The organism is Paenibacillus nasutitermitis, assembly GCF_014641075.1.
Lineage (GTDB): Bacteria > Bacillota > Bacilli > Paenibacillales > Paenibacillaceae > Paenibacillus_Z > Paenibacillus_Z nasutitermitis.
This window is the reverse complement of record NZ_BMHP01000002.1, coordinates 140,321-166,333: the sequence shown is the minus strand read 5'-3', so window position 1 is coordinate 166,333 and position 26,013 is coordinate 140,321. Positions and strand designations below refer to the sequence as shown.

The following is a 26,013-nucleotide window of genomic DNA, read 5'->3' as shown; positions in this document are numbered from 1 at the left end:
AAGAATGAATGTTCACAGCAGCATGAGAGGAGCGTAATGGGTGTGGAAGAGCTTATTGCACGGATAAACGAGCTGTCGCGCAAAAATAAAACCGTCGGTCTGACACCGGAAGAAACGATCGAACGCGACGCCTTGCGTCAGAAGTACCTGGAGAATTTTAAACAGAATTTCAAAAACCAGATCGAAACCATTAAATTCGTAGAAGATGAAGAAGAAAATAAAGGCAAAAAGCATTAGTATGTAAGATCCTTTATAGCCTGGGAGGGGTGGAACCTTGCAAATCAAAGCGCTTGGACGCAGTGGACTTGCTGTATCAGAGCTTTGTCTGGGAACGATGACTTTTGGCAATACAACCAGCGAAAGCGATTCGATCCGAATGATCCATCAGTTCATGGAGCAGGGCGGTAATTTTCTCGATACGGCAAATGTATATGTAAACGGTCGTTCAGAAGAGATCGTAGGCGAAGCTATCAAGGATTTCCGTCCGGAAGTTGTCCTTGCAACGAAAGTGCGTATGCAAACTGCTGACCATGCTAATGGAGCAGGTATTTCCCGGAAGCATATCATGCAAAGCATCGAGGAGAGTCTCCGCCGTCTGAAAACCGATTACATCGATTTGTATCAGGTTCATGTATGGGATCATATAACGCCCATTGATGAGACCCTTCGGGCTCTCGATGATCTGGTCACTTCGGGCAAAGTCCGCTATATTGGCTGCTCCAATTTCTTCGCATGGCAGCTGATGAAGTCGCTTGCCTGCAGTGATGCAAACCGGTATGTACGATTTATTTCCATTCAACCGCAATACAGTCTGGTAAGCCGTGAAATGGATCGGGAAATGATATCGCTTTGTCTGGAGGAGAATGTAGGTATTATTCCTTGGGCACCGCTCGGCGGCGGATTCCTTACAGGCCGTTATACCCGAGAAGAACCTTCTTCCGGGCGTTTGACGGCGAAGGTCGGGGAAAGCTCATGGATGCTACGTGCTACCGATCGCAATTTCGCTATCTTGGATGCCGTTCTCGCTGCTGCGCAGGAATTGGACAAGACGCCAGCCCAAATTGCGCTTGCCTGGCTGCTGGGTAAGAAAGGTATTACTTCCCCGATATTTGGCGCAAGCACGCTGGATCAGTTTGCTGACAATATGGGTTCGGTCGGCTGGAAAATGCCGGATGAGATATGGAACCGGCTGGATGAAGCAAGTGCGCTCCCTTCGGAATATCCGAATCGCTTCATAGACAAATTCGCCCGCCCATTATAATACAACTGCATCGTTCACGATGCATTTTTTACTGTCGCAAAACCAAGTTAATGCTTACGATGCAAGTTTTGCTACGCAAAACTAAGTTACCGCTTACGATGCAAGTTTTGCTACGCAAAACCAAGTTAATGCTTACGATGCAAGTTTTGCTACGCAAAACTTTTAGGAGGAACCGAATTGTCAAGATCGTGGGAACGCAAGATCCAGAAAAACCAGAGTCAACTAAACAAACAGCGTAAAAAACAGGGCAAGGCGCCTCTGGTAGCCAGCAAATCGGCAAGCAACCCAGTCTATACGTATAAAGGCCGCAGTATTCTGATGCCGGCTTTTTTGCTTGTATTTACAGCGGGTTACACAGGAATCAGCCTGACCGGAGGAGCGTACAAACAGGCGGGGAGCATGTTCTGGATCACGATCGCTTGTTACGTTTTCCTGGCGCTCCTGTTTATGCTTCGCCGGCCTTACTTGTCAATAGGGAAGGATTTTGTGCGCTCCCGGCGTTTTACCGGAGACCGTACGCTTTTTCTAAGCTCGATCAAAGGAATCAGCGTACAGAAGGGTTCCATCATCATCGAACAGCCCAAAGGCGGGAACTGGATATTCACGCGGCTGTTCAACCGGTATCCAACGGATGAAATGACGGAGCGGCTTCGCGCCTTTGCGGCTGCCAATGATATCCCTTTTGCAGAAAAATAAAAAAATGGAGTGTAGATACTCATCATGGGAAAAAAAGCCATATTATTTGATCTGGATGATACGCTATTATGGGATGACCGGAGCGTCAGCGAAGCGTTTGCCGCGACCTGCCAGGCGGCTGCGGACAAAACCGGTGTAAATCAGCAGGATCTGGAAGAATCGGTCCGCCGCGAAGCGCGCGCGTTATACGAGTCCTACGACACCTTTGCTTTTACCAAAATGATTGGCATTAATCCATTTGAAGGCTTGTGGGCGAACTTTCTTGAAGGCGAGCAGGAGGAGTTCAGAAAGCTGCAGCAGCTCGCTCCCGCCTATCGGCGTGAAGCATGGACCCGAGGATTGAAGGTGCTTGGAATCGATGACGAGCAGCTCGGTGCCGAGCTTGCCGAGCAGTTCCCGGCAGAACGTCGTGCACGCCCTCTGGTGTACGAAGAAACATTCCGCGTGCTGGACAAGCTCAAAGGGCAGTACAAGCTATTGCTGCTGACCAATGGATCTCCAGATTTGCAGCGGGAGAAGCTGGCCGGCGTTCCGGAGCTTGAGCCCTATTTTGATCATATTATTATTTCCGGAAATTTCGGACAGGGTAAACCTGCCACACCGATTTTCAGGCATGCGCTTGAATCGCTTGGAATCGAACCGGAAGACGGAATTATGGTGGGCGACAAGTTGACTACAGATATCCTTGGCGCTAACACGATCGGGATGACCTCGGTATGGATCAATCGCCATGCGATGAAACGAAACGATGACATTATTCCAACCCACGAAATTAAACATCTTGAAGAACTGCTGCCACTGCTCACTTAGAATACCGCAATTATAAAAACCCGCTTCGACCGGACACATTTTATCATGTGTACTGAAGAGCGGGTTTTTTTAGATGCCGATTTGTCATATAAGGGACTGTTAAGCTTTCTGGAAGGACGCATCCGCGAACGGGTGGGCGATCCAGCCTTCCGTTTCGATGAACAGTCGAACGGCGACGATTTGACGGTTGTCCATCAGCGTGAAGAAATGGGGTTTATGTTCAGGTACGGAAATGACATCGCCTGCTTCCAGCTCCACATCAAAATAGCCGACATCATCGGTGCCTTTGATAATAAAAATCCCGCGGCCGGCGGTGATCGCACGGACTTCATCCTCTGTATGGGTGTGGACCTGTTCGAATTTCTTCAGCAGCTCATCCAGATTAGGCGTAGCATCCGACAAGGCGATGATATCCCAGGTAAGATATCCGCGGCGTGCAGCCAAATCCTTGATCTCCTCATCAAACGTGGATAGAATCTGCTGTTTCTCTTCATCGTTCAGGATGAATTTCTGATGCAGCTCAGCAGGCAATTTGCCCGGATTCCAGTGTTCGTACAGGACTTCCTGCTTCTCCAAAAATTCACGGACATTTGCTTCGCCCGATATGCGCTCTTCCGTATTGCGGATACGAATTTCAGCCATTTTTATTCCCTCTTTCCTATAGAAGTTAATTCCGATAAGATTAATTATAAAACAATTCGCAATGCCTGTCGACAACACCTTTTCAGCGGGTTGTGATTCTGATAAACTAAAGGTTAATGATTTTTTGCTGCCTCTTCTTTTCTGAAATTGAAGGGTCGCAGCTGTGGAAGGGAAGTTCATCGATGACAAAACCAACTATACAACAAATGCTGCAAAAACGCATTCTCATTCTCGACGGGGCCATGGGAACGATGATCCAGCAGGAGGATCTGGGACCTGAAGATTTCGGAGGCGAGGAGCTGGACGGCTGCAATGAGATGCTCGTTCTTACGCGTCCTGATGTAATCCTGTCCATACATGAAGCTTATTTGGCCGCAGGTGCCGATATATTGGAGACCAATACATTTGGCGCAACCGGAATAGTGCTTGCCGAATACGATATTCCGGAGAAGTCCAGGGAAATCAATTTGGCTGCAGCGGCAATCGCGCGTCAGGCAGCCGACAAGTTCTCCACGCCGGACCACCCGCGGTTTGTAGCTGGAGCCATGGGCCCGACAACCAAGACGCTTTCGGTCACCGGGGGCGTAACGTTCGACGGATTGGTCGAGACCTACTACGAGCAGGCAGTGGCTCTTATTGAAGGCGGAGTGGATACGCTGCTGCTGGAGACCTCCCAGGATACCCTGAACGTCAAAGCCGGCACGATCGGTATCAGCAAAGCGTTTGAAACGACGGGAATTACCCTACCAATTATGATTTCCGGAACCATTGAGCCGATGGGAACAACGCTTGCCGGACAAAATATTGAATCCTTCTATATCTCGCTGGAGCATCTGAATCCCATCTCGATCGGGCTGAATTGCGCGACGGGACCGGAATTTATGCGTGACCATATCCGCTCGCTGTCGCAAATTTCCCGTTCTGCAGTAAGCTGCTACCCGAATGCAGGACTGCCGGATGAGAACGGGCAATATCATGAATCACCGAACTCGCTGGCTAGTAAGATCGCCGCATTTGCCGAGCAGGGCTGGCTGAATATTGCCGGCGGCTGCTGCGGAACGACTCCGGCGCATATCAAAGCAATGGCCGAGACGCTGGCCCAGTATCAGCCGCGCCTGCAGACGGGAGATCATCCTGCCGCATTGTCAGGCATTGAGACGGTGTTTATTGAAGAAGACAACCGCCCGATCATGATCGGCGAACGAACCAACATATCCGGCTCGCGCAAATTCAAGCGGCTGATCAAGGAAGACAAGTTTGAGGAAGCCTCAGAGGTGGCCCGGGCGCAAGTGAAGGGCGGGGCTCATGTGATTGACATCAATCTCCAGGACACAGACATCGATGAGTCCTACGCGGTCAATAGGTTCCTGCCGGAGGTCGTCAAGAAGGTTAAAGTCCCGCTCATGCTGGATTCCACCTATGATCATATCATTGAGCTGGGGCTTAAGTATTCCCAAGGTAAAGCGATTATTAACTCCATCAACCTGGAAGATGGAGAAACGAAATTCGAAAAAATCCTGCCTCTTATCCACCGTTATGGCGCGGCAGTGGTCTGTATTCTAATTGATGAGCGCGGACAAGCCGTGTCACGGGAAGCGAAGATGGAAGTAGCCTCACGTTCTTACGATCTGCTTGTCAATAAATACGGCATGGATCCGGAGGATATTATTTTTGATCCGAATATGTTCCCGGTCGGCTCCGGTGATCCGCAATATATCGGCTCTGCGGTGGAAACGCTGGAAGGAATCAAGATGATTAAGGAGAAGTTCCCCAAAGCCAAGACGATATTGGGACTTAGCAATATCTCCTTTGGTCTTCCCGATGCGGGACGCGAAGTGCTCAATTCAGTTTATCTGTACCATTCTACCAAAGCCGGGCTGGATTATGCCATTGTCAACACGGAGAAGCTGGAGCGTTATGCGTCCATTCCGGAAGAAGAACGAAAGCTGGCCGAAGCGTTGATTTACAATACCAATGATGAAACGTTGGCCGAATTCGTTGCCGCTTTCCGCGACAAGAAAGTAGAGAAGAAAGAAAAATTGTCTAATCTGCCCCTTGAGGAGCGCCTGGGTTCTTATGTTGTGGAAGGAACCAAGGAAGGGCTCTTGCCGGATCTCGATGAAGCGCTGAAGAAATATTCACCGCTTGAAGTCATTAACGGGCCTCTGATGAAAGGGATGGAAGAAGTCGGACGTCTGTTCAATAACAATGAGCTCATCGTGGCCGAGGTGCTTCAGAGCGCCGAAGTGATGAAAGCGTCCGTAGCCCATCTGGAGCCGCATATGGAGAAGAATGAAACAGCCGTGAAAGGCAAAATCATTCTCGCCACGGTTAAAGGCGATGTTCACGATATCGGAAAAAATCTGGTAGAGATCATCTTGTCCAACAATGGCTACAAAATTATCAACCTGGGCATCAAAGTGCCGCCTGAAAAATTGATCGAAGCGTACCGTGCTGAAAAAGCGGACGCGATCGGATTATCCGGCCTGCTGGTTAAATCGGCGCAGCAGATGGTTATCACCGCGCAGGATATGCGCAGTGCCGGTATCGATGCTCCTATTCTTGTTGGCGGTGCGGCGTTGACCCGTAAGTTCACCAAAACGCGGATCAGCCCCGAATATGACGGCCTTGTGCTCTATGCCAAGGACGCCATGGACGGATTGGATATCGCGAACAGACTGATGAACCCGGAATTAAGACAAGCTTATGAAGATGATCTGGCCGCCTTCAAAGCCGCCGGAAGTGTCGAGGAGGAAGTGAAGAAGCCGCTGCCTGAATTGACGCGGGCAACCCGGTCAAATGTATCGACGGACAAGCCGGTCTATATTCCGCCTGATCTGGACCGACACGTGCTGCGTAATGTACCGATTCCCCAGATTGTTCCGTATGTGAACATGCAGATGCTCCTTGGCCATCACTTGGGTTTGAAGGGCAATGTGGAACAGCTGCTTGCGGAAAAGAACCACAAAGCCGTACAATTAAAAGAAACGGTCGACTCCATATTTATGGAAGCCTCAGCAAAAGGAACGCTTCACGCACATGGCATGTACCGTTTCTTTCCGGCCCAGTCGTCGGGTAATGAAATTATTATTTATAGCCCCGATGAGCCCGGCCGTGAAATCAAACGTTTCTCTTTTCCTCGGCAGCAGGTTGCGCCTTTCCTGTGTCTGGCGGATTTCCTGAAATCGGTGGATAGCGGCATTATGGATTATGTGGGCTTCCTCGTAGTTACGGCTGGCGAAGGGGTCAGGGAGCTAGCGGGACAGTTGAAGGACAATGGCGATTATCTGCGTTCCCACGCTTATCAATCCGTGGCTCTTGAGATCGCGGAAGGGCTTGCTGAACGTGTCCACCATATGATACGCGACACATGGGGCTTCCCGGACCCGCATGATTTCACAATGAAGCAGCGGCATGGGGCGCGTTACCAAGGCATCCGCGTGTCATTCGGATACCCGGCTTGTCCGAATCTGGAGGATCAGGCGCCTCTGTTCGACCTGATGAAACCCGAGGATATCGGCGTAGAACTGACAGAAGGATTCATGATGGAGCCGGAGGCTTCCGTTTCCGCCATGGTATTCGCACACCCCGAAGCGCAATATTTTAACGTGGAAAAACTGTAAGGAATCCGATGGTTGGCCTTGTTTCTCATGAAATACCCTTGGCAGCTCGGTATTATACCCGCCCTGCTAAGGGTATTGTTATTAGAGAGGACTTAAGGAGGAGAGCAGCTATGCGGATTATATTTCTGGGAACAAGTGCAGGAAGGCCGACCAAAGCGCGCAACGTGACATCGATTGCACTTAAGCTGCCTGATCCCGCGAATGGATTTTGGCTGATCGATTGTGGCGAGGGAACGCAGCATCGTTTGCTATCAAGCAAGCTGAAGCTTAACCGGTTGGAACGCATCCTGATCACCCACCTCCATGGCGATCATATTTATGGATTGCCCGGACTTTTGACAAGCCGTTCATATTTCGACGGGGCGGGCCCCCTGCAAATTTATGGTCCAATCGGGATACGCGCGTATCTGGAAGGCGTCTTCGAGCACAGCGGGGTGCATTTGGAATATGAGCTGGACTTCATTGAGATTGATTCAACGGGAATAATTGCGCAAGATGACGGCTTTATTGTAGAAGCCGCCCCGCTGGAGCACAGGATGCCATCTTATGGCTACCGGATTACGGAACTTCCGCAGCCGGGACATCTTGACCTGACAAAACTTGCCGAGCTGAAAGTTCCGCCAGGACCTTTGTATGGCAGACTGAAAAGAGGCGAGGATGTGAAGCTCGCAGGGGGCGTGATCATCCGCTCTTCGGATGTGGTTGGCCCGAGCGTTCCCGGCAGAATTGTGACTATTTTAGGCGATACCAAACCTTGCGGGAACGCCGTCATCCTGGCTCAGGGAGCCGACCTGCTCGTGCATGAAGCCACATTTGGAGCAGGCATGGAGGAGAAAGCGGAGGCATACGGCCATTCCACTGTACTGCAGGCGGCGGAAATCGCGGCAAAAGCAGGCGTGAGGCAGCTGCTGCTGACCCATTTCAGCTCGCGCTTTGACGATGAAGCCGTAGAAAAGCTAACTGCCGATGCGCAAACGATTTTTCCCGATACGGTAGCCGCTCGTGATTATCTGGAGATTCATGTGCCGCGGATGGGGAGTAATGCTTCATCTGTTTGAGTGAAGTGTTAAGGTGTAGTGCGAAGTGTACCCTTGTGCATAAGGATTTGTTCAATGTGAACGATACAAACAAGCATATTAATGGAGCCGTCTTACTAACTCAATTCGGGTTGAAGGCGGTTCTTTGTCATTTTCGATTGCGGACCGAACATGCATTCTGTACAATATGTAGTAAGGGGAATTCGCAACACACTTAACTCCCTTTCTAACGCTAATGGATGGTTTTCAGCAACGGACTTATTTTAAATTTCAGGAGTCAGCTTCGATTTGGGTAGTGTACCGACTCGATACCGGCTCTATCCAATAGGTATATAAAGGGGAGAATGGCACATGAACCGGTGGACGGGTAAGGCATCAAGCTTGGATGAGTGGCTGCAGCTGCTCGCGCAGCAGCCGGAAATCATGGATAATGTGACACATTGGCATACGATTCCGCCCAAGGAAGCGCGGTCGACGGACATGCCGGCGGATATTCATCCCAAGCTGGCAGAGGCGCTGGCCGGACGGGGAATCAGCCAGCTGTTTGTTCATCAGTCAGAGGCTTACCGGGCAGTACGCAGTGGCTTGAACGTCGTAACGGTAACGCCTACCGCCTCCGGCAAAACATTGTGTTATAATCTGCCGGTGGTGCAGTCTCTGCTGGAGAACGACAGCGGCAGGGCGCTGTATTTATTTCCCACGAAGGCACTGGCACAGGATCAGGTAGCGGAGCTTCAGGAGCTGGCAGCGGCGATGGATGTCGATTTAAAGACGCACACCTATGACGGCGATACACCGCCTACCGTGCGTCAGGTTATCCGTAATGCCGGCCATATCGTCGTTACAAATCCGGATATGCTTCATTCCGCGATTCTGCCGCATCACACCAAATGGGTGAAGTTGTTTGAGAATGTAAAATATATCGTTATCGATGAGCTTCATTCGTATCGAGGGGTGTTCGGGAGCCATGTGGCCAATGTCATCCGACGATTGAAGCGGATCTGCCGGTTTTACGGCTCCAATCCACAGTTTATTTGTGCTTCCGCCACGATAGATAATCCGGGTGAGCATGCGGAACGGCTGATCGGCGAGCGGGTGAGACTGGTCAATAACAACGGTGCGCCAATGGGTGAGAAGCACTTTATTTGCTATAACCCGCCCGTTGTCAACAAACAGCTGGGCATCCGCCGCAGCAGTGTGCTGGAGTCGCGCAAGCTGGCGGCGTCCCTGCTTCGCCAGGGCGTCCAGACCATCGTGTTTGCCCGCAGCCGGGTAAGAGTTGAACTGCTGCTGACTTATTTGCAGGAGCTTGTGAAGGATGAATTGGGAACCAAGACCATCCGGGGTTACCGCGGCGGTTATCTGCCCAAGCTTAGAAGGGAGATCGAGCAGGGGCTGCGCAGCGGAGAAATCCGCGGGGTTGTCAGCACCAACGCGCTGGAGCTGGGCATTGATATCGGACAGCTTCAGGCCTGCGTGATGAACGGCTATCCCGGAACAATCGCCAGCACCTGGCAGCAATCCGGACGGGCCGGCAGGCGGCAGGGAACATCGGTCACATTTCTGGTGGCCAGCAGCAATCCGCTTGACCAATATATGATTCAGAATCCCGATTTCTTCTTCAACCGTCCACCGGAGCGGGCGCTTATTCATCCGGATAATTTGCTGATTCTGATCGATCATGTCAAATGTGCGGCGTATGAGCTGCCTTTTGAAGCAGGAGAAAAATTCGGGGAAGAGCCGCTGGAGCATATGCTCGAGTTTCTGGCGGAAGAAAAGGTGCTGCACCGGGTCAAGGACCGTTGGTACTGGATGGAGCAATCCTTCCCTGCGCATGGCATTTCACTGCGTTCCGCAGCACAGGAGAATTTCATTATTGTCGATATGACGAGCGGCAGCCGCGTATTGGGCGAGGTTGACCGGTTCAGTGCGCCCACCCTCATTCATGAGGAAGCCATCTATATTCATGAAGGGGTCCAATATCAGGTCGAGAAGCTGGATTATCCGGAGAAGAAAGCATATGTACGGGAAATAGACGTCGATTATTATACGGATGCCAATCTTGCCGTGGAGCTAAAGGTGCTGCATGTTGACAAGGAGCGCCAGAGCGGCGAGCTTCTCCATCAGTACGGAGAAGTGACAATCAACGCCAAAGCGACTATATTCAAAAAAATCCGCCTGCGCACTCACGAGAATATCGGCTCCGGCCCGATCCATTTGCCGGAGGAGGAGCTTCACACGAGCGGCTACTGGTTTTCTTTCAGCGAGGAGGCGGCAGCGCGCAAGAGCAGCAATGATATGCAGCAGGCGCTGCTGGGGCTTGCCAACGTGCTGGTTCATTTGGCGCCGCTCTATCTGATGTGTGATCCCTTTGATATCCGCGTCGTTCCGCAGGTCAAGGCTGTACATACGAAGAGGCCCACCATCTATTTCTATGACCGCTATCCAGGCGGCATCGGGCTGAGCGAACGTCTGTACGAGGTGCATGATGAACTGCTGCAGCAAGCCAAGACGCTGATCCGGTCCTGTACATGTCTCAGCGGCTGCCCCGCATGCGTTGGTCCGATCGAGGAAGTCGGTCTGCTGGGCAAATCGCTGGCGCTGGATCTGATAGAAGAAATGGGGGTAAGGCCATGAGCGGGCTGCGCGACCGGATTTTGCGCCTCAGAGGAAGTGCTGCCGGGACATCATCAGCCAGTTCGGAAGCAGACCACCTGTCAGAAGAAGATAACCAGCAGACGTCAACCCCCGATGGGATTGGCCTGATCAGGACCTTCCAGCCGGATTTGAATGCGGATAATGATCAGATGGAGCAGCAGGAGGCATCGACCGCTGATTCCGATTCTGCCGATATTGAGCCGCTTTCGGCAGATTGGGATGGCTTGGGTGTTGTGATTCAGGAATCCTCGGAAGGGTTCTTTCTGATCCGCCGGATCCGTTACCCTTTGACACACCGTCATGGCATTCATCATTTGTCTGAGCTTAGTGAAACAGTGGCCGGACTGAGTGCGTTTGAGCGGCTTGCCGGCACCGAAAAAGCCAAACGGGAGTCCAGGGCCGCAGCAAAAGCGGGGAAACCAAACATCGATTCGCTGTATGATTTGGCATATCCCACCGTCCATCCGGACCGCGTGTTGTTTCTTGATCTGGAAACGACTGGGCTCGGGGTCGGAACGGGCAATGTACCTTTTATGGTGGGACTTGGTTATATGGAGGAAGGGGCCTATATCGTCGAACAGATGCTGATCCGCCATCCGGCCGAGGAGCGGGCGATGTTGGCTTATTTACAGGAGAAACTGCCCCGCTACTCGCATCTGGTCACGTATAACGGGCGCACCTTCGACTGGCCTGTGCTGCAAAACCGGTTTATTCTCAATGGCTACCGGCGTTTCAAATGGGAACCTGTGCATATTGATCTTCTTCATCCGTCACGGAGTATATGGCGGAACACGCTGATATCCTGCAAGCTCAGTCACGTGGAAGAAGAACGGCTTGGCATCCAGCGCACGGACGATGTTCCGGGCTCTCTCGCGCCTTCTATCTATTTTCAGTATCTGGCCGATGACGATCCGCAGCCGCTGCTTGGCGTATTCCTTCACAACGAAAGCGACATGCTGTCGCTTACCTGTCTTGCAATCCGCTTCGGACATCTGCTTGAAGGAAGAATCGGCACCTATGTGATGCATCCCGCCGAACCGGAAGAGCTGATTCGGACCGGCTTGTGGCTTGAGAAGATGGGCGCATTGCAGCATGCTGAAGAATTATATGCGAGGCTTGCCCGGGAATCCCTGAGCCCGGCATCATGCCTGTGTTTGCTGGCAGAGCGTGACAAGAAATGTGGAAATTGGTCGCGTGCTGTGTTATTGTGGCAGAAGGCTGTACAAGGGGCTCGGAGCTCCGATTGGCCGGACTGGAATGCACATATCGAGCTGGCGATGTATTTTGAACACAAGACCAAACAGCTTGACGAAGCGCTCCTGCTTGCTGAAGAAGCGTTGTCGCTGATTCAGCGGCGTTACACGGGCATACGCATGGATACGAAACGCCGTACCGAAATCGATAATATCCGCAAACGGATTGAACGGCTCAGGACCAAGACAGGGAGGCTTTATGGATGAAAGAAATACGATTTGCCATACTTGGCTTTGGAAATATTGCTAAAACGCATATGACCGCACTTCGTGCGATGCCTATAATCAAAAACCCGCCGCTTATACCGGTGCTGGATACGCTGGTCACACGCAGACCCGACCTTCATCTGGCGCAGGCGCAGGCGATCGGATTCCGCCATGTGACCTCATCGGCAGCAGAAGCGGCAGCAGACGCTCAGGTTCATATCGTGGATGTCTGCACCCCCAATGCCAACCACTATGACGATGTGATGGCAGCTCTTCAAGGCAACAAAGCGGTATATTGCGAGAAACCGGTGACAGAGTCCTACGAGCGTTCCCGTGATCTGCTCTCAAAAGTTCAAAGCAAACCGGATATTCAGGAGCAGCTTGCCTTCACCTTCCGTTACCACCCGGCAGTTATGAGGATCAAGCACTGGCTTTCGGAAAGCGTGATCGGAAATGTCCTGCAATGCAAAATATCCTACCGCCGATCGGGTTATCTGAGCCCTGAGCGTCCTGTCACCTGGCGGCTGCAAAGCGGCATGTCCGGCGGAGGAGCCATCAGCGATCTGGGTGTTCATGTTATTGACCTGCTTCACCACTGGTTCGGCAAGCTGACAGATGTCAGCGGCCGGACCAATACCTATGTGCAGAAGCGCCCCGATCCCGTAACCGGTGAAATTGTAAACGTGGATGTGGACGATTGGGCGATGATGAATTATTCGACTGCTTCCGGTGTGAGCGGGACAGCAGAAGTATCCCGCATCGCTCTGGGGTCCGATGCCTACGATATTCAAATCGTCGGTACGAAAGGCTCCATTACCTGCGATCTGGAACGCGATTCCGTTCCGGTTGTTCATCTGCTCAGCGGAACCCGCTCTGCGCTTCCAACTCCGGATTCCATCAGTCTGCTTCCGGATGAGAAGGCAACGATGGGTATCGCTGTGGATACCCATTTTGCAGCGCTCCATCATTTTATCAAGCGCTATGCCGGCGATGACCATTGGAAGGGACTTGCTCCGACGATTGAGGATGGTGTTAATGCGGAATACTGGATAGACAGGGTAATGACCGAGAATAAGGGGTGGTCGTAAATGGCCGCGTCTGCAGATGCCGCCTTGAAAGGGATTCTGATCGATCTGGACGGTACCCTGTATAATGGTCAGACAATGATCGAAGGAGCCGACGCGTTTATTCTTTTGCTTCGCGAGAAGCAGATTCCCTATTTGTTTGTAACCAATAATTCGACCACAGCTCCGGAAGCCGTCGCCAGTCGTCTGAGAGGCATGGGAATTCCGGCAGAATCAACTGACGTTTGCACATCCGCGATTGCTGCCGCATCATATATTGCGGAACGGCAGCCGGGAGCGCGAGTTTTTGTGGTCGGGGAAACGGGGCTGCACGAGTCGGTTGCCGAAGCCGGACTGCAGGTAGTGGAGGGAGCGCCGGATTTTGTTGTTCAGGGGATTGACCGCAAGCTTACTTATGCGCGCCTTGCGGCAGCGGTCAAACACATACGCGGCGGAGCACAGTATGTGCTAACCAATCCGGATGTGCTGCTTCCTTCCGATGGAGAACTGCTCCCAGGCGCGGGTACGATTGCCGCCATGCTTCGGACCGCGACAGGCATTGAACCGGTTTTGATCGGCAAGCCTTCGAGTGTTTTAATGCATGTTGCACTTGAGCAGCTTGGCCTATCTCCGGAAGAGACCTGGGTGATCGGCGATAACCCGGCAACGGATATTGCTGCAGGCCACGCGGCAGGCTGCCCGACGATTCTGCTCCTTACCGGCCTTGCCACCAAAGCCGATTATGCCGATCTTCTGCAAAGGGCAGGGTGCGAGGCGGATGTTGTGCTTGAAGACTTACATAAATTGATCGCTTTCACTGAAAATAAATCGTAAACCGTAAGTACCGCAGACGAGAAAGGAAGAGAACGATGCCGGAATGGCCGGAAATGGAAACCTATCGCAAGATGCTGGCCGAGCGTATATCGGGCCAGCCAATTACGAAAGTAGAAGTCAATCGCGAGAAATCGATTAATGTGAGCCCTGAGGCTTTTCATGAGTCGCTCATAGGCAAAACCGTTCTGTTCGTGGAGCGCAGAGGCAAAATGCTGCTGTTCCACCTGGATGACGGTAAACGGCTGCTCCTTCATCTGATGCTGGGCGGCCTGATCCATTTTGGTCCTCCGGGAGAGCGTCCCGACAGGTCCGTTCAAGTTGCGCTTGAGTTTCCGTCCGGAGAGCTCAGCTTTATTGGATTGCGCCTGGGCTATCTCCACCTGTATAAGGTCAAGGAAGTGGAAGCGCATCTGGAAAAGCTTGGACCGGATCCCCTCGATAAACGATTAACGCTGGAGCAGTTCCGAAAGCGGTTTGCCGGAAAACGGGGTTCGCTGAAGACGGCGCTTGTGAATCAGCAGGTGGTATCGGGAATCGGGAACTGTTATGCCGATGAAATCGTGTTCGATGCCGGCGTTCGTCCGGATGCCCGGATTTCCGATCTCGAGCCGGAAACATGGGAGAAGCTTTACCATTCCATGCATAAGGTACTGTTGAATGCGGCATCCCTAGGCGGGTATATGGAGATGCCTATGACGGCTGATGATACGCTGACCGGCGGCTATAACGACCATTGCCTGGTCTATGATCGCGGCGGTGAACCGTGTATTAGATGCGGCGGGACCGTGGAGCAGGGAGAAATCAATTCCCGCAAAATGTTCTACTGCCCATCCTGCCAGAAGGATCGGTAAATCGATGCGGGCGGGCTGTCATGTGTCGACAAGAGGCGGTTACCTGGAAGCGGCTAAACGGGCTGCAGCATTAGGCGCCAACGCATTTCAATATTTCCCAAAAAATCCGAGAAGCCTGAGCGTCAAAAAGTTTGATGCGGGAGATGGGGCCAGGTGCGCGAATTTCTGCCAGGAGCGAGGAATCGTTTCCATTGGACACACTCCCTATCCGACCAATGTGGCGGCGGAAAGTGAAGATCAGCGCAAGCGTACCATTGTGTCTCTGCTGAATGATCTCGACATCGCGGAAGCGTGCGGCTCGCTCGGCGTGGTCGTGCATTTTGGCATTTATAAAGGCAAGGATCCGTTGGAGGGTTACCGGAATGCCGTACATACGCTGAGCGCCGTAACGGCAAACTGGAAGGGCAAAGCGAAGCTGCTCATCGAGAATCAGGCTGGGGACCATTCCTTTATGGGAACCACGATGGAAGAGCTTGCCCAGGTGAGAAACTTATGTACCGACCCGGAAAAAATCGGATTTTGTCTGGATACCTGCCACTTATTCGCCAGTGGTGTTTGGGATGGAAGCCCGGATGCTCCCTGGATGGAGAAGGCGGAACAGCTGGGCGTTCTTCCGCATCTTGCGGCCATACATTTGAATGATTCTGTCTACCCCTCAGGTGAAAAACGTGACCGCCATGCTGTCCTGGGAGAAGGACATATAAAGGAAGAAGGTTTCAGGTGGCTGATCAACTATCCGGCACTGTCAGATATTCCGTTTATTTTGGAGACGCCGACAGGTGTAGACGGCTCGCATAAAGACCAGCTCAAGCTTATCTTCGAGTATGGAGGAATCGGATGATCAACGTATATCTTGATGACTACAGAGCCTGTCCGGAAGGCTTCAGGCTAGCCAAAAATGCAGAAGAATGCAAGCAGCTTCTGGAGCGGGAAGATGTGAACATTCTGTCTCTGGACTACGATCTGGGCTGGGGACAGCCGACAGGTCTTGAGGTTGCCAGATACATTGTCGAAACCGGACATTATCCGAACACGATTTATTTTCATACATCCAGTCCAGCAGGCCGGGCGCAGATGATGAATCTGCTGCTTCAGCATGCTCCGTCTCATATCGTTATTCATAATGGACCTATGCTGGTGTAACAAAAAGGGGGATACTAAATATGATTCATATGCAATCTATCTCATTACGCCGTGAAGAGCGGGATATTCTAAGCGGTGTTGATTTACATATGGAAAAAGGACAGCACTGGGTTATTCTGGGACGCAATGGCTCAGGCAAAACCACACTGCTGGAGATGATGACCGGTTACATGTTCCCTTCCACCGGGACTGTTGATGTGCTGGGTTACCGCTTTGGCGCATGCGACGTGCGCGAGGTGCGCAAGGAAATCGGCTATATCAGCCAATCCGTTATTGAGAAGCTTTCTCTCAGCGACCCGGTATGGGAAATTGTCGCAACAGGGGAATATGCTTTTTTGCGTTTCTATCAGGCTATTGATGAGAATGTGCGCTTGAAGGCGATCCGGCTGGTAGAGGAAGTCGGCTTAGGGCATATGGTCAATCAATCGCTTGGGACGTTGTCGCAGGGTGAAAGAAAAAAAATCCTGCTCGCCCGATCCCTTATGTCCAACCCTAAGCTTCTCATTATGGACGAGCCTTGCGCAGGCCTTGATCTGCATGAACGCGAAAAGCTGCTGGTTGATCTGGGGCGGTTGACGGATCGCGGGTTGATGGTCGTCTATGTAACGCATCATCTGGAGGAAATTATTCCGTTATTCACCCATGTCGCGCTGCTTCATGAGGGCAGGATAACGGCAGCAGGACCAAAAGAAGAGGTTTTGAGCGCCGAAGCACTCAGCCAGGCTTATGATTGGCCGGTGGAAGTGGAGTGGGTTGACGGCAGACCCTGGATCCGTGCTGTAGCAAAATCGGGAGGAGTGGCGCGTTGACGCAGTGGATAGGTACAGCCAATCATGGGTTCGCCAGTTATGCAATGGAAGAGCTGCGACGATTATTTGACGGCATTAAATTTACGCAGCTGGCAGCTGGGGAGATATTCCGGATGGAGCTGCCGCAAAGCCGTGAAGAGGTATTGGCAGTCTTGGAAGCTAAGGAACCGATATTTCTGCGCCATATCCAGCCGATCGACCGTTTACTTCCAATATATGGGAATGCTGATGATTTAGAAGCCTTATCCGACCTTGTACGCCATGCCCGTATCCGCTGTGAAGGCCGTACTGCAGCCGTCCATCTGCGGCGTGCGGAGCGTACCCCCTTTATTTACTCGGCTGCGGATACGAAAGCAGTTCTGGATGCGGTTCTGACAGAGCTTGGCGCCGAGCCCGCTATGCAATCGCCCGATCTGATTCTCTCCATCTACGCGGGAACGGAACAATTTTATGTCGGGTGGGGCACGCCGCACGAACAGTTGTCGGACTGGCCAGGCGGCGCTGTACGCTTTCAACGGGAGGAAGGGCAGATATCCCGGGCCAAGTTCAAGCTGCTGGAAGCGGAACGGACCTTCAGGCTGGATTTTGCCGAATTTGACGAAGCGCTGGATATCGGCGCGGCTCCCGGAGGCTGGACCCAATTGCTGCTGGAGCGCGGACTGCAAGTGACCGCCGTCGATCCTGCGGAACTGCATCCTTCGCTGGCGAGCTATCACCGGCTGACATATTTGAAGAAAAATGCTTCCGATGTGAAATTCCAGCCGGAAATCTTCGATCTGCTTGTGTGCGATATGAGCTGGAGTCCCATGCAAATGGTGAAGCTGGTGCTCGAGCAGCTCGAAGCCCTCGCATCCGGGGCGACCGCTATTATTACCTTGAAACTGATGCATAAGAAACCGCTGCAGATCATCCGTGATGTCATTTCCAAGCTGGAAACCTCATTTGAGCTGAAAAAAGCCAAACAATTGTTTCACAATCGCGATGAGATTACGTTATACTTGATTAAACGAAACGGCTAACGCCGTCCTTTACTGCGACGCAAGCTTCTTCACTTAGACTTTTAGAGAAGATTTATACTTTCCTTTTATTTCTAAAAAACAGCCATTGCTATTCAGCTTCATAAATTCGGGAAAGCATCCTGATCGTACAGGCGACAAAGCCTGTGCTTTCAGGATGCTTTTTTTCGTTCAGGGAGGAACAGGGATGAGTTCAAGCGGGGACAGCGGGTATGGAATCGGCGATCTGGTCGGCGACCGTTACCGGATTGCAGGTTTGATCGGGCAAGGCGGAATGGGGGAAGTATACGCTGCAGAGGATCTGAGGCTTCAGGGGAAATTGCGCGCACTCAAGGTGAATAAGCCTCCATCAGCCGAAGGGTTATACAGCGTGGAGGAAGCAGCCCTCCTCATGCGTCTGAATCATCCGCATCTTCCGCTAATCGTCGATTATTTTCCACCTGATCGCGAGGGGAAGGAAATTTTGGTCATGGATTATATTGACGGGCACACGCTGCAGTGCAGATTAACGCTCAGCAGGGCCGGAATCATGCCGGAATCGGAGGCGCTGAATGCTTGCATTCAGCTATGCGATGCGCTTCACTACCTGCATATGCAAAATCCGCCAATTATTCACCGTGATCTGAAACCGACGAATGTCATGATGGATCAAAGCGGATTTGTGCGCCTGATCGATTTTGGCATCGCCAGACGATATAAACACGGGCAGAATCAGGACACGATAAAATTGGGGACTCCGGGCTTTGCAGCTCCTGAGCAGGAGGGTGATCTGCAAAGCGATGCAAGAACGGATGTATTCGGTCTTGGAGCGCTGCTGTTCTATCTGCTTACCGGTGGCTCCAAGCTTCATGAAGGCGGACTGACAGCAAGTGGAGCCAGTATGCACATCACCCCATCGGTCAGAGGCGTGATCGGGAAAATGACCGATCCCCGGCCCAATTGCCGTTATTCCTCGATAGGGGAGGTGAGAGTAGCGCTTGAGTCTTGTCTGACCCATTTAATAGATGCAGAACATATTGCGAATGGACAGGCTACTTCTATAAAAGGGGGAATCCGTCAAACGAGCAGGTATAATGCTGGAGAAGCTGCAAAACATATAATGGTTGCTTCCCTCGCACCAGGGAGCGGAGCAACATTCCTGGCGGTAACATTGGCTCGGCTGATCCAGGGGCGCGGTATGGATTGTTCAGCAGTGGAGCATCCGCTGCTAGCGCCGGAATGGCATGCTTTATTAAATCTGGAGGATTCTGCTGCATCCCCCATGGTGATGGACAAACCGCAGGATTCCCGATATAGAAGGACAAGGACAAAGAACGACCCGCATATTGTATGGCACTCGCTGCTGCCCGATATTCCCGGGGAAAGCGCGGATCATGGATTGAAATACAAAATGATGCTGGAATCGATGAAACAGCCTGTGGTCATAACCGACCTCTCAAGCCAATGGACGGAGCGGGAAGCTCAGGAGCAGCTGCTGAGCGCCGATATTCTGCTGTTTGTTGTCGATCCGCTTCCTGCCAAATGGACGCCCTCGCGTATCAAAGCTGCGCAAGCTCTATGCTTTGAACGGGACAAACGGGGTCTTGCTACCAGTTGGGTCGCCAATAAGGATATGAAATTCCGCTACCGGACAGAATGGTTGTCCATGATTCCGCGCAAACCCGCTTTTTCGATTCCGCTGCTTCCGGCAGAAGCATGGGCGGAGATGATCTGGAGCGGACAGTGGGCCACTTCTCGGAAAGACTGGATGAAAGCGCTTGAGAAGGTTTTTCAGCCCTTGATAAGCAACCTTTTTGCATGAAGTTGTCACAATAGCCAAGCTCCTGTGATACAATGGTACGCAAGCGGTATTTGATTCGGCTGATTGGAAGACACGAACCGCCGGGCGTATTTTCGCCGGAATTGCTTAACAGATCAGAAAACTATTCGATCAATCATTCTTGTTTCCGATCTTTAGGTAGGGAGAAACCAGCTTTGCTGTCCGAGGATGGCGAGGTTCGTTTCTTCTTCGTTTTGTGCTTATTTTCACGAATGCGGAAGTACCGGTCATTAACGACCATATAGAAACGGAGTACATGAACATGAGTTTACTGACAGTTGAAGATCTATCCCATAATTTTGGTGACCGTACCTTATTCAAAAATGTTTCCTACCGCCTGCTCGCAGGCGAGCATGTCGGACTTGTTGGCGCCAATGGTACCGGCAAATCGACAATGATGAACATCTTGACCGGAAAGCTGTTGAAAGACAGCGGCAAAGTGGAGTGGACACCGAGAGTGCGCTATGGTTATTTGGACCAGCATACCCAACTGACACCAACCAAAACAATCCGGGACGTCCTAAAGGATGCTTATCTCCCGCTTCTGGAACTGGAGAAGGAGCTTAATGAAATAATCGGACAAATGGCGGATGCCAATTCGGATCATCTTGAAGAGCTGCTTGTCCGGATGGGGGAGATCCAGGAAGAGCTGGAGATCGGCGATTTCTACCTGCTTGATGTCAAGGTGGATGAAATGGCGAACGGTTTGGGCCTCAGTGCGATCGGTCTGGACCGCGACGTAGCTTCCCTGAGCGGGGGACAGCGCACGAAGGTACTTCTTGCCAAGCTGCTGCTGGAGAAACCGACGGTCTTATTATTGGATGAGCCTACGAACTATTTGGATGAGGAGCATATTAACTGGTTGACAAATTATTTGAAGAATTATCCGTATGCCTTCATGCTTATTTCCCATGAAACAGGATTTATGAATGATGTTGTCAATGTTATCTACCATCTGGAGTTTGGCAAGCTTACCCGCTACACGGCCAACTATGAGAAATTCCTGCAGATGGCAGATCTGAACAAGGCACAGCACATAGATGCTTATGAGAAACAGCAGGAATATATAAAGAAGCAGGAAGATTTCATCCAACGAAACAAAGCGCGTGCATCTACGAGCGGACGGGCTAAAAGTCGTGAGAAACAACTTGACCGGATCGACCGGATCGACCGTCCGGATGAAGCCATGAAGCCGACCTTCAATTTCAAGGAAGCACGCTCCAGCGGCAAAACCGTATTCGAGGCAACAGGTCTTGCGATTGGATACACGAAGCCGCTGCTGCCGGAAATGAATATGCTCATTGAGCGCGGTGACAAAATAGCGATTGTCGGCTGCAACGGTGTCGGCAAATCCACGCTGCTCAAGACGATACTCGGAGTTATACCGCCGCTTGACGGCAAAACCTACACCGGTGATTTTCTGTTTCCCGCTTATTTCGAGCAGGAAGCAAAGGCCCCCGGTTTAACGCCGCTTGATGATGTTTGGAATGAATATTCGCATATGACCCAAAGCGAAGTGCGTGGCGCACTGGCGCGCTGTGGTCTTAAGAATGAGCATATTACGCGGTCGCTCAGCCATCTTAGCGGTGGTGAGCAGGCAAAAGTACGTTTGTGCAAGCTGATGATGCGGGAGAGCAACTGGATTGCATTTGATGAGCCGACTAACCATCTGGATGTTGTGGCCAAAGCAGAGCTGAAACGGGCGCTTAAAGCTTTCAAAGGAACGATTGTTCTGGTGTCCCATGAACCTGATTTCTATGAGGACTGGGTAACCAAGGTTTGGGATGTCGAGGCGTGGTCCATGCAGAGCAGCAGTCAACGATAGTAAAGAATGTTCAACCTAAACAAAGGCAGATACAGATCAAGCATTTTTCTTTGTAATGACCAGCTTAACCTGCATTGCTTTAGGCTGAGCTTTTTATGTAAACTGCTGCATGTATACACCAGAGACTCCACTTGCAATCCATGCTTTGCTTCATTATGATTGGGGAAATAATGGCCTCTAATGAAACTGCAAAGAAGTAGGAGGACAACTAGATGAACGAACGCATCCTTGTTATCGAAGACGAAGATGGAATTGCCCGGATCCTGCAGCTGGAGCTGGAGCACGAAGGTTATACAGTGGGACGGGCTGCAGATGGCAGGACAGGCATCGCATACGCGGAATCTAATGAGTGGGACCTGGTTCTGCTGGATGTGATGCTGCCGGAGCTAAACGGTATTGAGGTGCTGCGCCGACTTCGTAATAGCGGCAACCCGATCCCGATTATATTATTGACGGCACGCGATACCATCCCCGATAAAGTAAGCGGGTTCGAGCATGGCGCCAATGATTATATAACGAAGCCGTTTGCAATGGAGGAATTGCTTGCACGGGTTCGTAATTTGCTTCGTATTTTTCAGCAAGCTCCGCGCGAATCGGAGAGCCCCGATGTGATCAAGACGGCGGACTTGTCCATTGAGCTTCGATCCAGGAAAGTTTTCCGCAAGGATCTGCCTATTGAATTGACACCGAGGGAGTTTGAACTGCTGGTTTATTTGGCTGAACATAAGAATGAAGAAAAGTCGCGGGAAGATATTCTGTCCGAGGTTTGGGGATACGATTTTATCGGGGAAACCAATCTTGTCGATGTTTATATCCGGTATCTGCGTCAGAAAATTGACAAAGGCTACCGGCATAAACTCATTCATACCGTGCGCGGAGTGGGGTATATGCTCAAGGAGCCTGACGCATGACCTTACGAAGAAGGTTTACATTTTTTACGATTTTTTGGTTGATTTTCATTCTCATCCTTTTCAATATTTTCGTTTACCTGTTCGTCATTAATATCTCGACGCGCAGCGAAGACCAGCTTCTGACGAACAAGGTGAATATTCTGTTGGAAGACAAGCGGATCAACGACCCTCTTAGATTGAAGGAATATGACCTCCTGCGTGATTATTACAATGTGAATGAACTCATCCGCATTGTGGATCCTCAGGGGCGCATTATTAATCATCAGGGGTCCGACCAACAGCTGTTGGATTTAAAGCCTGAGTTCACGACGCAGCATGATACCGGCATCATGTTTATCGAAGGCCGCAGGGCTTTGTTTATGAAGGTTCCGTTGTATCAGGACAGCCAGGTAATCGGAACGCTTGAGCTTTACCGCAAGCTTACGCTGCTTGACAGCTATCTTCAGGTTCTGGTAATTGCCCTTTCGATCACCAGTATCGGCGCGATTCTATTTGCCATTCTGGGCACCTACTGGTTCACGTCGAGGCTTACCTCACCCATTCAGCATATGGTGCAGACGATGCGGGAGATCGACCGCAGCGGCAAGCTCCGATTAATCGAACTGAATCAGAAGGAACAGTCAGCTGAGCTGCTTCAGCTTGCCCGGGCCTTTAATCAAATGATTAACCGGCTGGATCGGACTTTTGAGCATCAGAAGCAATTTGTTGCAGACGCCTCTCATGAGCTCAAAACTCCGATTACGGTGATCAGCAGCTATGCCGGCATGCTGAAGCGATGGGGAAGAGATGATGAGAAAATCCGGGATGAAGCTATTGAGGCGATCAGCAAGGAATCCCAGCGTCTGCAAAACTTGACGAAATCGATGCTGATGCTGGCGCAGGCGGAGCAGGAAGCCTGGTTGAATATCGAGACCTTTAATGTTGTTCAGTTGGCGGATGAAACAGCCGATATGCTGTATACGACTTTCCAGAGGCTGATTCGGGTTCATTCGGCCAAGCCGGAGGTCAGACTGATCGCAGACAAGGATAAGGTGCGACAACTTATGGTCATTCTGCTTGATAATGCGATTAAATACAGTAAAGAACCGATCGATATTACCTTTTCGGTAACGAGAACTTCGGTGAGATTCGCCGTATCCGACAAGGGAATTGGCATCCCCGAGGACGAAATGCCCTACTTGTTCGAAAGGTTTTTCCGGGTGGATGGGGCAAGGAGCCGTACCACCGGGGGGGTTGGCCTTGGGCTGTCCATTGCGAAGCGAATTGTTGAGCTGCATGATGGTCAAATCGACGTATCCAGCAAACATGAGCAGGGAACGACGATTACTATCATCTTGCCGCAAAAAAAATAGCCTGATTTTATGGAGAACCCCTTTAGCGCATTTAAACGAGGGGCTCTCTATAAAACCGGCTGGTCATTTATCGTTGGTTCTGATGCATTTAAAGGACACGTTTTGCGGACAGGTAATGTGAATTCCAGTAGGAGTTGCCAAGGCTTGTGAATTTTACGCCGCCTTTGCCATAGGTATGTAAAATCTTGTTATTGCCTGCATAGATGCCTACATGTCCGACACGCTTGCCTGAGCTTGGCGTTGAGAAGAATACCAGATCGCCTTTTTTAAGATTCTTGCGGGATACCGCTTTTCCTTTTTTGGCTTGTGCTGCCGACGTACGCGGAAGAGAAATGCCAGCCTTCTTAAATACATATTGTGTGAAGGATGAACAGTCGAAGGCGGTGCTGATCCCGCTTTTTGCTCCTAATTTATATTTGACGCCCAAGTAATTATCACCAATACTGATAACCTTGCTCGCTGTAGTTACTTTAGCCGCTTCGGCTTTGGGCGCATGCCCCAGGGAAAGCGATGTAAAACCTATAACTGCACTAATACCCACAACTGCTATCTTACGAAACAAATGGCCTTTAATCATTATCTTTTATTACCTCCGAAAATCTCTTGTTGTTTGGTCACTTGACTACTATATCAGAATATAAACAGTGTAAAATTTCCCATTTTGAGAAAAATGCCAGTCTTATCAAAGGTTGCAGAGATTTTATTAGAAAAACATGAGAATTTTCTAATATAATCGGGAAGGACTTCTCACCATTGTTCAAGGAAATGTATTTCGGTAGACCATAAATGAAAGAGAAGGGAAGATCCATGCGCAAGGAGCTGATTGTATTTGCTTCCGGCAAGCCGGTTAAGGTTATAATCCGCAATTACACAATTGAAGACGTCGATGGTTTGATCGACATACAAAAAGCCTGTTTTCCTCCTCCATTTCCATCAGAGCTTTGGTGGAGGGAGGATCAGCTCAGAGAGCATGTAGCACGTTTTCCGGATGGAGCTATCTGTGCGGAGGCGGAGGGACAATTAATCGGCTCGATGACTTCGCTGCTGCTTCGGGAGGATTCATTGACTGGCTATCACAGCTGGGAGTCGATTACGGACGGTGGCTATATCCGCAATCATGACCCTCTTGGCGATACGCTTTATGTCGTTGATCTTGCCGTTATCCCTGCCTTTCGGAAATCCGGCATCGGAAGATGGCTGATGTCTTCTTTATATGAGCTTGTTGTTCATTTGCGATTGAAGAGACTGCTGGGCGGCGGACGCATGCCGGGATACGCTCTGGCAGCAGGCGAGAAATCGGCTGTGCAGTATTTGAAAGATGTTACGGCGGGGATAAACAACGATCCGGTAATCTCATTTCTGCTGCGTTGCGGCCGAATGCCCGTAGGAGTAATGGAAAACTATCTGGACGATGAGGAATCCTGCCACTATGCAGCCCTCATGGAATGGCGCAATCCGTTCCTGTCCCCAAATCAGGAGAGAGTGGAGTGAAAGAAAATGGAATATATCCGCGTACAATCCATCAAAGATCCTTTGTTTGTTAAAATGCATCAGCTAATGCAGGTCGTATTTCCCCCGGAAGAGGTATACGCTTTTGAGAAATGGGAGGGGCCGCTTCAAGACGGTGGCATTCACGTCTATACTGCCGTAGAAGGCGACGAAGTGGTAGGCGCTACGGAATATCGGTATTATTCCGGTATGCGGGTTGCCATGACGGATTTTACGATTATCGGCAAAGCCAATTCGGGAGTTGGGCGGTTTCTGCTGCGCAGCCGGGAGAAGCATCTTGCCCGGCTTGCCAAGGAAAGCGGAACGAAGTCCATCGGGATGTTTGCCGAAATTTACAATCCGCAAACCGTTGATTATTCGTTTGGCGGCATTGCACCGATGAACCCTCATATCCGGCGCGAGGTCCTGTCGCATATTGGTTACAAAAGGCTGGATTTCCCTTATCTGCACCCGTCATGGCAGGAAAATGGGGAAGCGGTTGATGGGCTTGACCTTTGTTTCCTTCCGCAGGACGAAGAGCTGGGCGAACTGCCTTCTGCATTAGTAGCTGAATTTTTGACTACTTACTATTCCGCGCTTCCAGATAAGCCTGCTGAATGGCAAAAAATGATCGACAACCTTAAGAAACAGGAAACAATTGCGCTGAAGCCAATCTAAGGTTGTTTCACACAATTAGCGGCATCCTTATTTTAG

23 protein-coding genes are annotated in these 26,013 nt (G+C 50.9%); 21 read left to right on the top strand and 2 right to left on the bottom strand.

Annotation, left to right across the window (positions count from 1 at the left end):
• The first annotated feature begins 36 nt into the window (after nucleotides 1–36).
• From IEY46_RS10830 to IEY46_RS10815, 4 genes are all read left to right on the top strand, one after another.
• Nucleotides 37–237 carry a DUF896 domain-containing protein gene (locus IEY46_RS10830; protein ID WP_188992043.1) on the top strand — a complete coding sequence of 67 codons (201 nt, stop codon included), beginning with the start codon at nucleotides 37–39 and terminating at the stop codon, nucleotides 235–237.
• 37 nt (nucleotides 238–274) lie between these two features.
• Nucleotides 275–1,261 carry an aldo/keto reductase gene (locus IEY46_RS10825; RefSeq protein WP_188992042.1) on the top strand — a complete coding sequence of 329 codons (987 nt, stop codon included), beginning with the start codon at nucleotides 275–277 and terminating at the stop codon, nucleotides 1,259–1,261.
• Between the two features lie 177 nt (nucleotides 1,262–1,438).
• On the top strand, nucleotides 1,439–1,957 hold the full coding sequence (locus IEY46_RS10820) for a hypothetical protein (RefSeq protein ID WP_188992041.1): 519 nt from the start codon (nucleotides 1,439–1,441) through the stop codon (nucleotides 1,955–1,957).
• Nucleotides 1,958–1,981: 24 nt separating this feature from the next.
• Nucleotides 1,982–2,767 (top strand): HAD family hydrolase, encoded by a 786-nt coding sequence (locus IEY46_RS10815; protein WP_188992040.1) that lies wholly within the window; start codon nucleotides 1,982–1,984, stop codon nucleotides 2,765–2,767.
• 99 nt (nucleotides 2,768–2,866) lie between these two features.
• On the opposite strand, the gene mtnD is transcribed toward IEY46_RS10815, so the two are convergent.
• On the bottom strand, nucleotides 2,867–3,409 hold the full coding sequence (gene mtnD / locus IEY46_RS10810; RefSeq protein WP_188992039.1) for an acireductone dioxygenase: 543 nt from the start codon (nucleotides 3,407–3,409) through the stop codon (nucleotides 2,867–2,869).
• Nucleotides 3,410–3,591: 182 nt separating this feature from the next.
• On the opposite strand from mtnD, the gene metH reads away from it, so the two are divergent.
• The 15 genes from metH to IEY46_RS10735 all read left to right on the top strand — a co-directional run bounded on the left by metH (nucleotide 3,592) and on the right by IEY46_RS10735 (nucleotide 23,811).
• Complete coding sequence (gene metH / locus IEY46_RS10805; protein ID WP_188992038.1) at nucleotides 3,592–7,032, top strand: methionine synthase; 3,441 nt, start codon at nucleotides 3,592–3,594, stop codon at nucleotides 7,030–7,032.
• 110 nt (nucleotides 7,033–7,142) lie between these two features.
• A complete protein-coding gene (gene rnz / locus IEY46_RS10800) occupies nucleotides 7,143–8,090 on the top strand; it encodes a ribonuclease Z (protein WP_188992037.1) in 948 nt (315 codons plus the stop codon).
• A gap of 330 nt (nucleotides 8,091–8,420) precedes the next feature.
• Nucleotides 8,421–10,706 (top strand): DEAD/DEAH box helicase, encoded by a 2,286-nt coding sequence (locus IEY46_RS10795; RefSeq protein WP_188992036.1) that lies wholly within the window; start codon nucleotides 8,421–8,423, stop codon nucleotides 10,704–10,706.
• Nucleotides 10,703–12,187, top strand: coding sequence for a ribonuclease H-like domain-containing protein (locus IEY46_RS10790; protein ID WP_188992035.1), 1,485 nt, complete (start codon nucleotides 10,703–10,705; stop codon nucleotides 12,185–12,187). The genes IEY46_RS10795 and IEY46_RS10790 overlap by 4 nt, the downstream gene beginning before the upstream one ends.
• Nucleotides 12,184–13,275, top strand: coding sequence for a Gfo/Idh/MocA family protein (locus IEY46_RS10785; protein ID WP_188992034.1), 1,092 nt, complete (start codon nucleotides 12,184–12,186; stop codon nucleotides 13,273–13,275). Before IEY46_RS10790 ends, IEY46_RS10785 begins: the two co-directional genes overlap by 4 nt.
• On the top strand, nucleotides 13,276–14,085 hold the full coding sequence (locus IEY46_RS10780; protein WP_188992033.1) for a TIGR01457 family HAD-type hydrolase: 810 nt from the start codon (nucleotides 13,276–13,278) through the stop codon (nucleotides 14,083–14,085).
• Between the two features lie 35 nt (nucleotides 14,086–14,120).
• Nucleotides 14,121–14,936, top strand: coding sequence for an Fpg/Nei family DNA glycosylase (locus IEY46_RS10775; protein ID WP_188992032.1), 816 nt, complete (start codon nucleotides 14,121–14,123; stop codon nucleotides 14,934–14,936).
• Between the two features lie 22 nt (nucleotides 14,937–14,958).
• Nucleotides 14,959–15,777: a deoxyribonuclease IV gene (locus tag IEY46_RS10770; protein WP_308422789.1), complete on the top strand. Its 819-nt coding sequence runs from the start codon at nucleotides 14,959–14,961 to the stop codon at nucleotides 15,775–15,777.
• Nucleotides 15,774–16,079 (top strand): cyclic-phosphate processing receiver domain-containing protein, encoded by a 306-nt coding sequence (locus tag IEY46_RS10765; protein ID WP_188992031.1) that lies wholly within the window; start codon nucleotides 15,774–15,776, stop codon nucleotides 16,077–16,079. Before IEY46_RS10770 ends, IEY46_RS10765 begins: the two co-directional genes overlap by 4 nt.
• A 20-nt stretch (nucleotides 16,080–16,099) precedes the next feature.
• The gene (locus IEY46_RS10760; protein ID WP_188992030.1) at nucleotides 16,100–16,888 is read left to right on the top strand and encodes an ABC transporter ATP-binding protein; all 789 of its coding nucleotides are present in this window, start codon (nucleotides 16,100–16,102) and stop codon (nucleotides 16,886–16,888) included.
• A complete protein-coding gene (locus tag IEY46_RS10755) occupies nucleotides 16,885–17,907 on the top strand; it encodes an SAM-dependent methyltransferase (RefSeq protein ID WP_229750226.1) in 1,023 nt (340 codons plus the stop codon). The genes IEY46_RS10760 and IEY46_RS10755 overlap by 4 nt, the downstream gene beginning before the upstream one ends.
• Nucleotides 17,908–18,091: 184 nt before the next feature.
• On the top strand, nucleotides 18,092–19,705 hold the full coding sequence (locus IEY46_RS10750; protein ID WP_188992029.1) for a serine/threonine protein kinase: 1,614 nt from the start codon (nucleotides 18,092–18,094) through the stop codon (nucleotides 19,703–19,705).
• A gap of 280 nt (nucleotides 19,706–19,985) precedes the next feature.
• Complete coding sequence (locus IEY46_RS10745) at nucleotides 19,986–21,548, top strand: ABC-F family ATP-binding cassette domain-containing protein (protein ID WP_188992028.1); 1,563 nt, start codon at nucleotides 19,986–19,988, stop codon at nucleotides 21,546–21,548.
• Between the two features lie 212 nt (nucleotides 21,549–21,760).
• Nucleotides 21,761–22,459 carry a response regulator transcription factor gene (locus tag IEY46_RS10740; protein WP_188992027.1) on the top strand — a complete coding sequence of 233 codons (699 nt, stop codon included), beginning with the start codon at nucleotides 21,761–21,763 and terminating at the stop codon, nucleotides 22,457–22,459.
• Nucleotides 22,456–23,811: a HAMP domain-containing sensor histidine kinase gene (locus tag IEY46_RS10735; RefSeq protein WP_188992026.1), complete on the top strand. Its 1,356-nt coding sequence runs from the start codon at nucleotides 22,456–22,458 to the stop codon at nucleotides 23,809–23,811. The genes IEY46_RS10740 and IEY46_RS10735 overlap by 4 nt, the downstream gene beginning before the upstream one ends.
• Before the next feature lie 88 nt (nucleotides 23,812–23,899).
• Here IEY46_RS10735 and IEY46_RS10730 read toward each other — a convergent pair whose 3' ends face one another.
• A complete protein-coding gene (locus tag IEY46_RS10730) occupies nucleotides 23,900–24,388 on the bottom strand; it encodes a C40 family peptidase (RefSeq protein WP_188992025.1) in 489 nt (162 codons plus the stop codon).
• 230 nt (nucleotides 24,389–24,618) lie between these two features.
• Between IEY46_RS10730 and IEY46_RS10725 the strand changes: the two genes are divergently transcribed.
• On the top strand, nucleotides 24,619–25,302 hold the full coding sequence (locus IEY46_RS10725) for a GNAT family N-acetyltransferase (protein WP_188992024.1): 684 nt from the start codon (nucleotides 24,619–24,621) through the stop codon (nucleotides 25,300–25,302).
• Between the two features lie 6 nt (nucleotides 25,303–25,308).
• Nucleotides 25,309–25,977: a GNAT family N-acetyltransferase gene (locus tag IEY46_RS10720; protein WP_188992023.1), complete on the top strand. Its 669-nt coding sequence runs from the start codon at nucleotides 25,309–25,311 to the stop codon at nucleotides 25,975–25,977.
• The last annotated feature ends 36 nt before the right edge of the window (nucleotides 25,978–26,013 follow it).

Bases quoted from the DNA above. Each gene is read 5' to 3' on its own strand.
- IEY46_RS10785 (WP_188992034.1), top strand. From the start codon at position 12,184: ATGAAAGAAATACGATTTGCCATACTTGGCTTTGGAAATATTGCTAAA.
- IEY46_RS10720 (WP_188992023.1), top strand. From the start codon at position 25,309: ATGGAATATATCCGCGTACAATCCATCAAAGATCCTTTGTTTGTTAAA.
- IEY46_RS10760 (WP_188992030.1), top strand. From the start codon at position 16,100: ATGATTCATATGCAATCTATCTCATTACGCCGTGAAGAGCGGGATATT.
- IEY46_RS10790 (WP_188992035.1), top strand. From the start codon at position 10,703: ATGAGCGGGCTGCGCGACCGGATTTTGCGCCTCAGAGGAAGTGCTGCC.
- IEY46_RS10745 (WP_188992028.1), top strand. From the start codon at position 19,986: ATGAGTTTACTGACAGTTGAAGATCTATCCCATAATTTTGGTGACCGT.
- metH (WP_188992038.1), top strand. From the start codon at position 3,592: ATGACAAAACCAACTATACAACAAATGCTGCAAAAACGCATTCTCATT.
- IEY46_RS10830 (WP_188992043.1), top strand. From the start codon at position 37: ATGGGTGTGGAAGAGCTTATTGCACGGATAAACGAGCTGTCGCGCAAA.
- rnz (WP_188992037.1), top strand. From the start codon at position 7,143: ATGCGGATTATATTTCTGGGAACAAGTGCAGGAAGGCCGACCAAAGCG.
- IEY46_RS10795 (WP_188992036.1), top strand. From the start codon at position 8,421: ATGAACCGGTGGACGGGTAAGGCATCAAGCTTGGATGAGTGGCTGCAG.
- IEY46_RS10775 (WP_188992032.1), top strand. From the start codon at position 14,121: ATGCCGGAATGGCCGGAAATGGAAACCTATCGCAAGATGCTGGCCGAG.
- IEY46_RS10730 (WP_188992025.1), bottom strand. From the start codon at position 24,388: ATGATTAAAGGCCATTTGTTTCGTAAGATAGCAGTTGTGGGTATTAGT.
- IEY46_RS10780 (WP_188992033.1), top strand. From the start codon at position 13,276: ATGGCCGCGTCTGCAGATGCCGCCTTGAAAGGGATTCTGATCGATCTG.
- IEY46_RS10725 (WP_188992024.1), top strand. From the start codon at position 24,619: ATGCGCAAGGAGCTGATTGTATTTGCTTCCGGCAAGCCGGTTAAGGTT.
- IEY46_RS10815 (WP_188992040.1), top strand. From the start codon at position 1,982: ATGGGAAAAAAAGCCATATTATTTGATCTGGATGATACGCTATTATGG.
- IEY46_RS10735 (WP_188992026.1), top strand. From the start codon at position 22,456: ATGACCTTACGAAGAAGGTTTACATTTTTTACGATTTTTTGGTTGATT.
- mtnD (WP_188992039.1), bottom strand. From the start codon at position 3,409: ATGGCTGAAATTCGTATCCGCAATACGGAAGAGCGCATATCGGGCGAA.
- IEY46_RS10740 (WP_188992027.1), top strand. From the start codon at position 21,761: ATGAACGAACGCATCCTTGTTATCGAAGACGAAGATGGAATTGCCCGG.
- IEY46_RS10765 (WP_188992031.1), top strand. From the start codon at position 15,774: ATGATCAACGTATATCTTGATGACTACAGAGCCTGTCCGGAAGGCTTC.
- IEY46_RS10750 (WP_188992029.1), top strand. From the start codon at position 18,092: ATGAGTTCAAGCGGGGACAGCGGGTATGGAATCGGCGATCTGGTCGGC.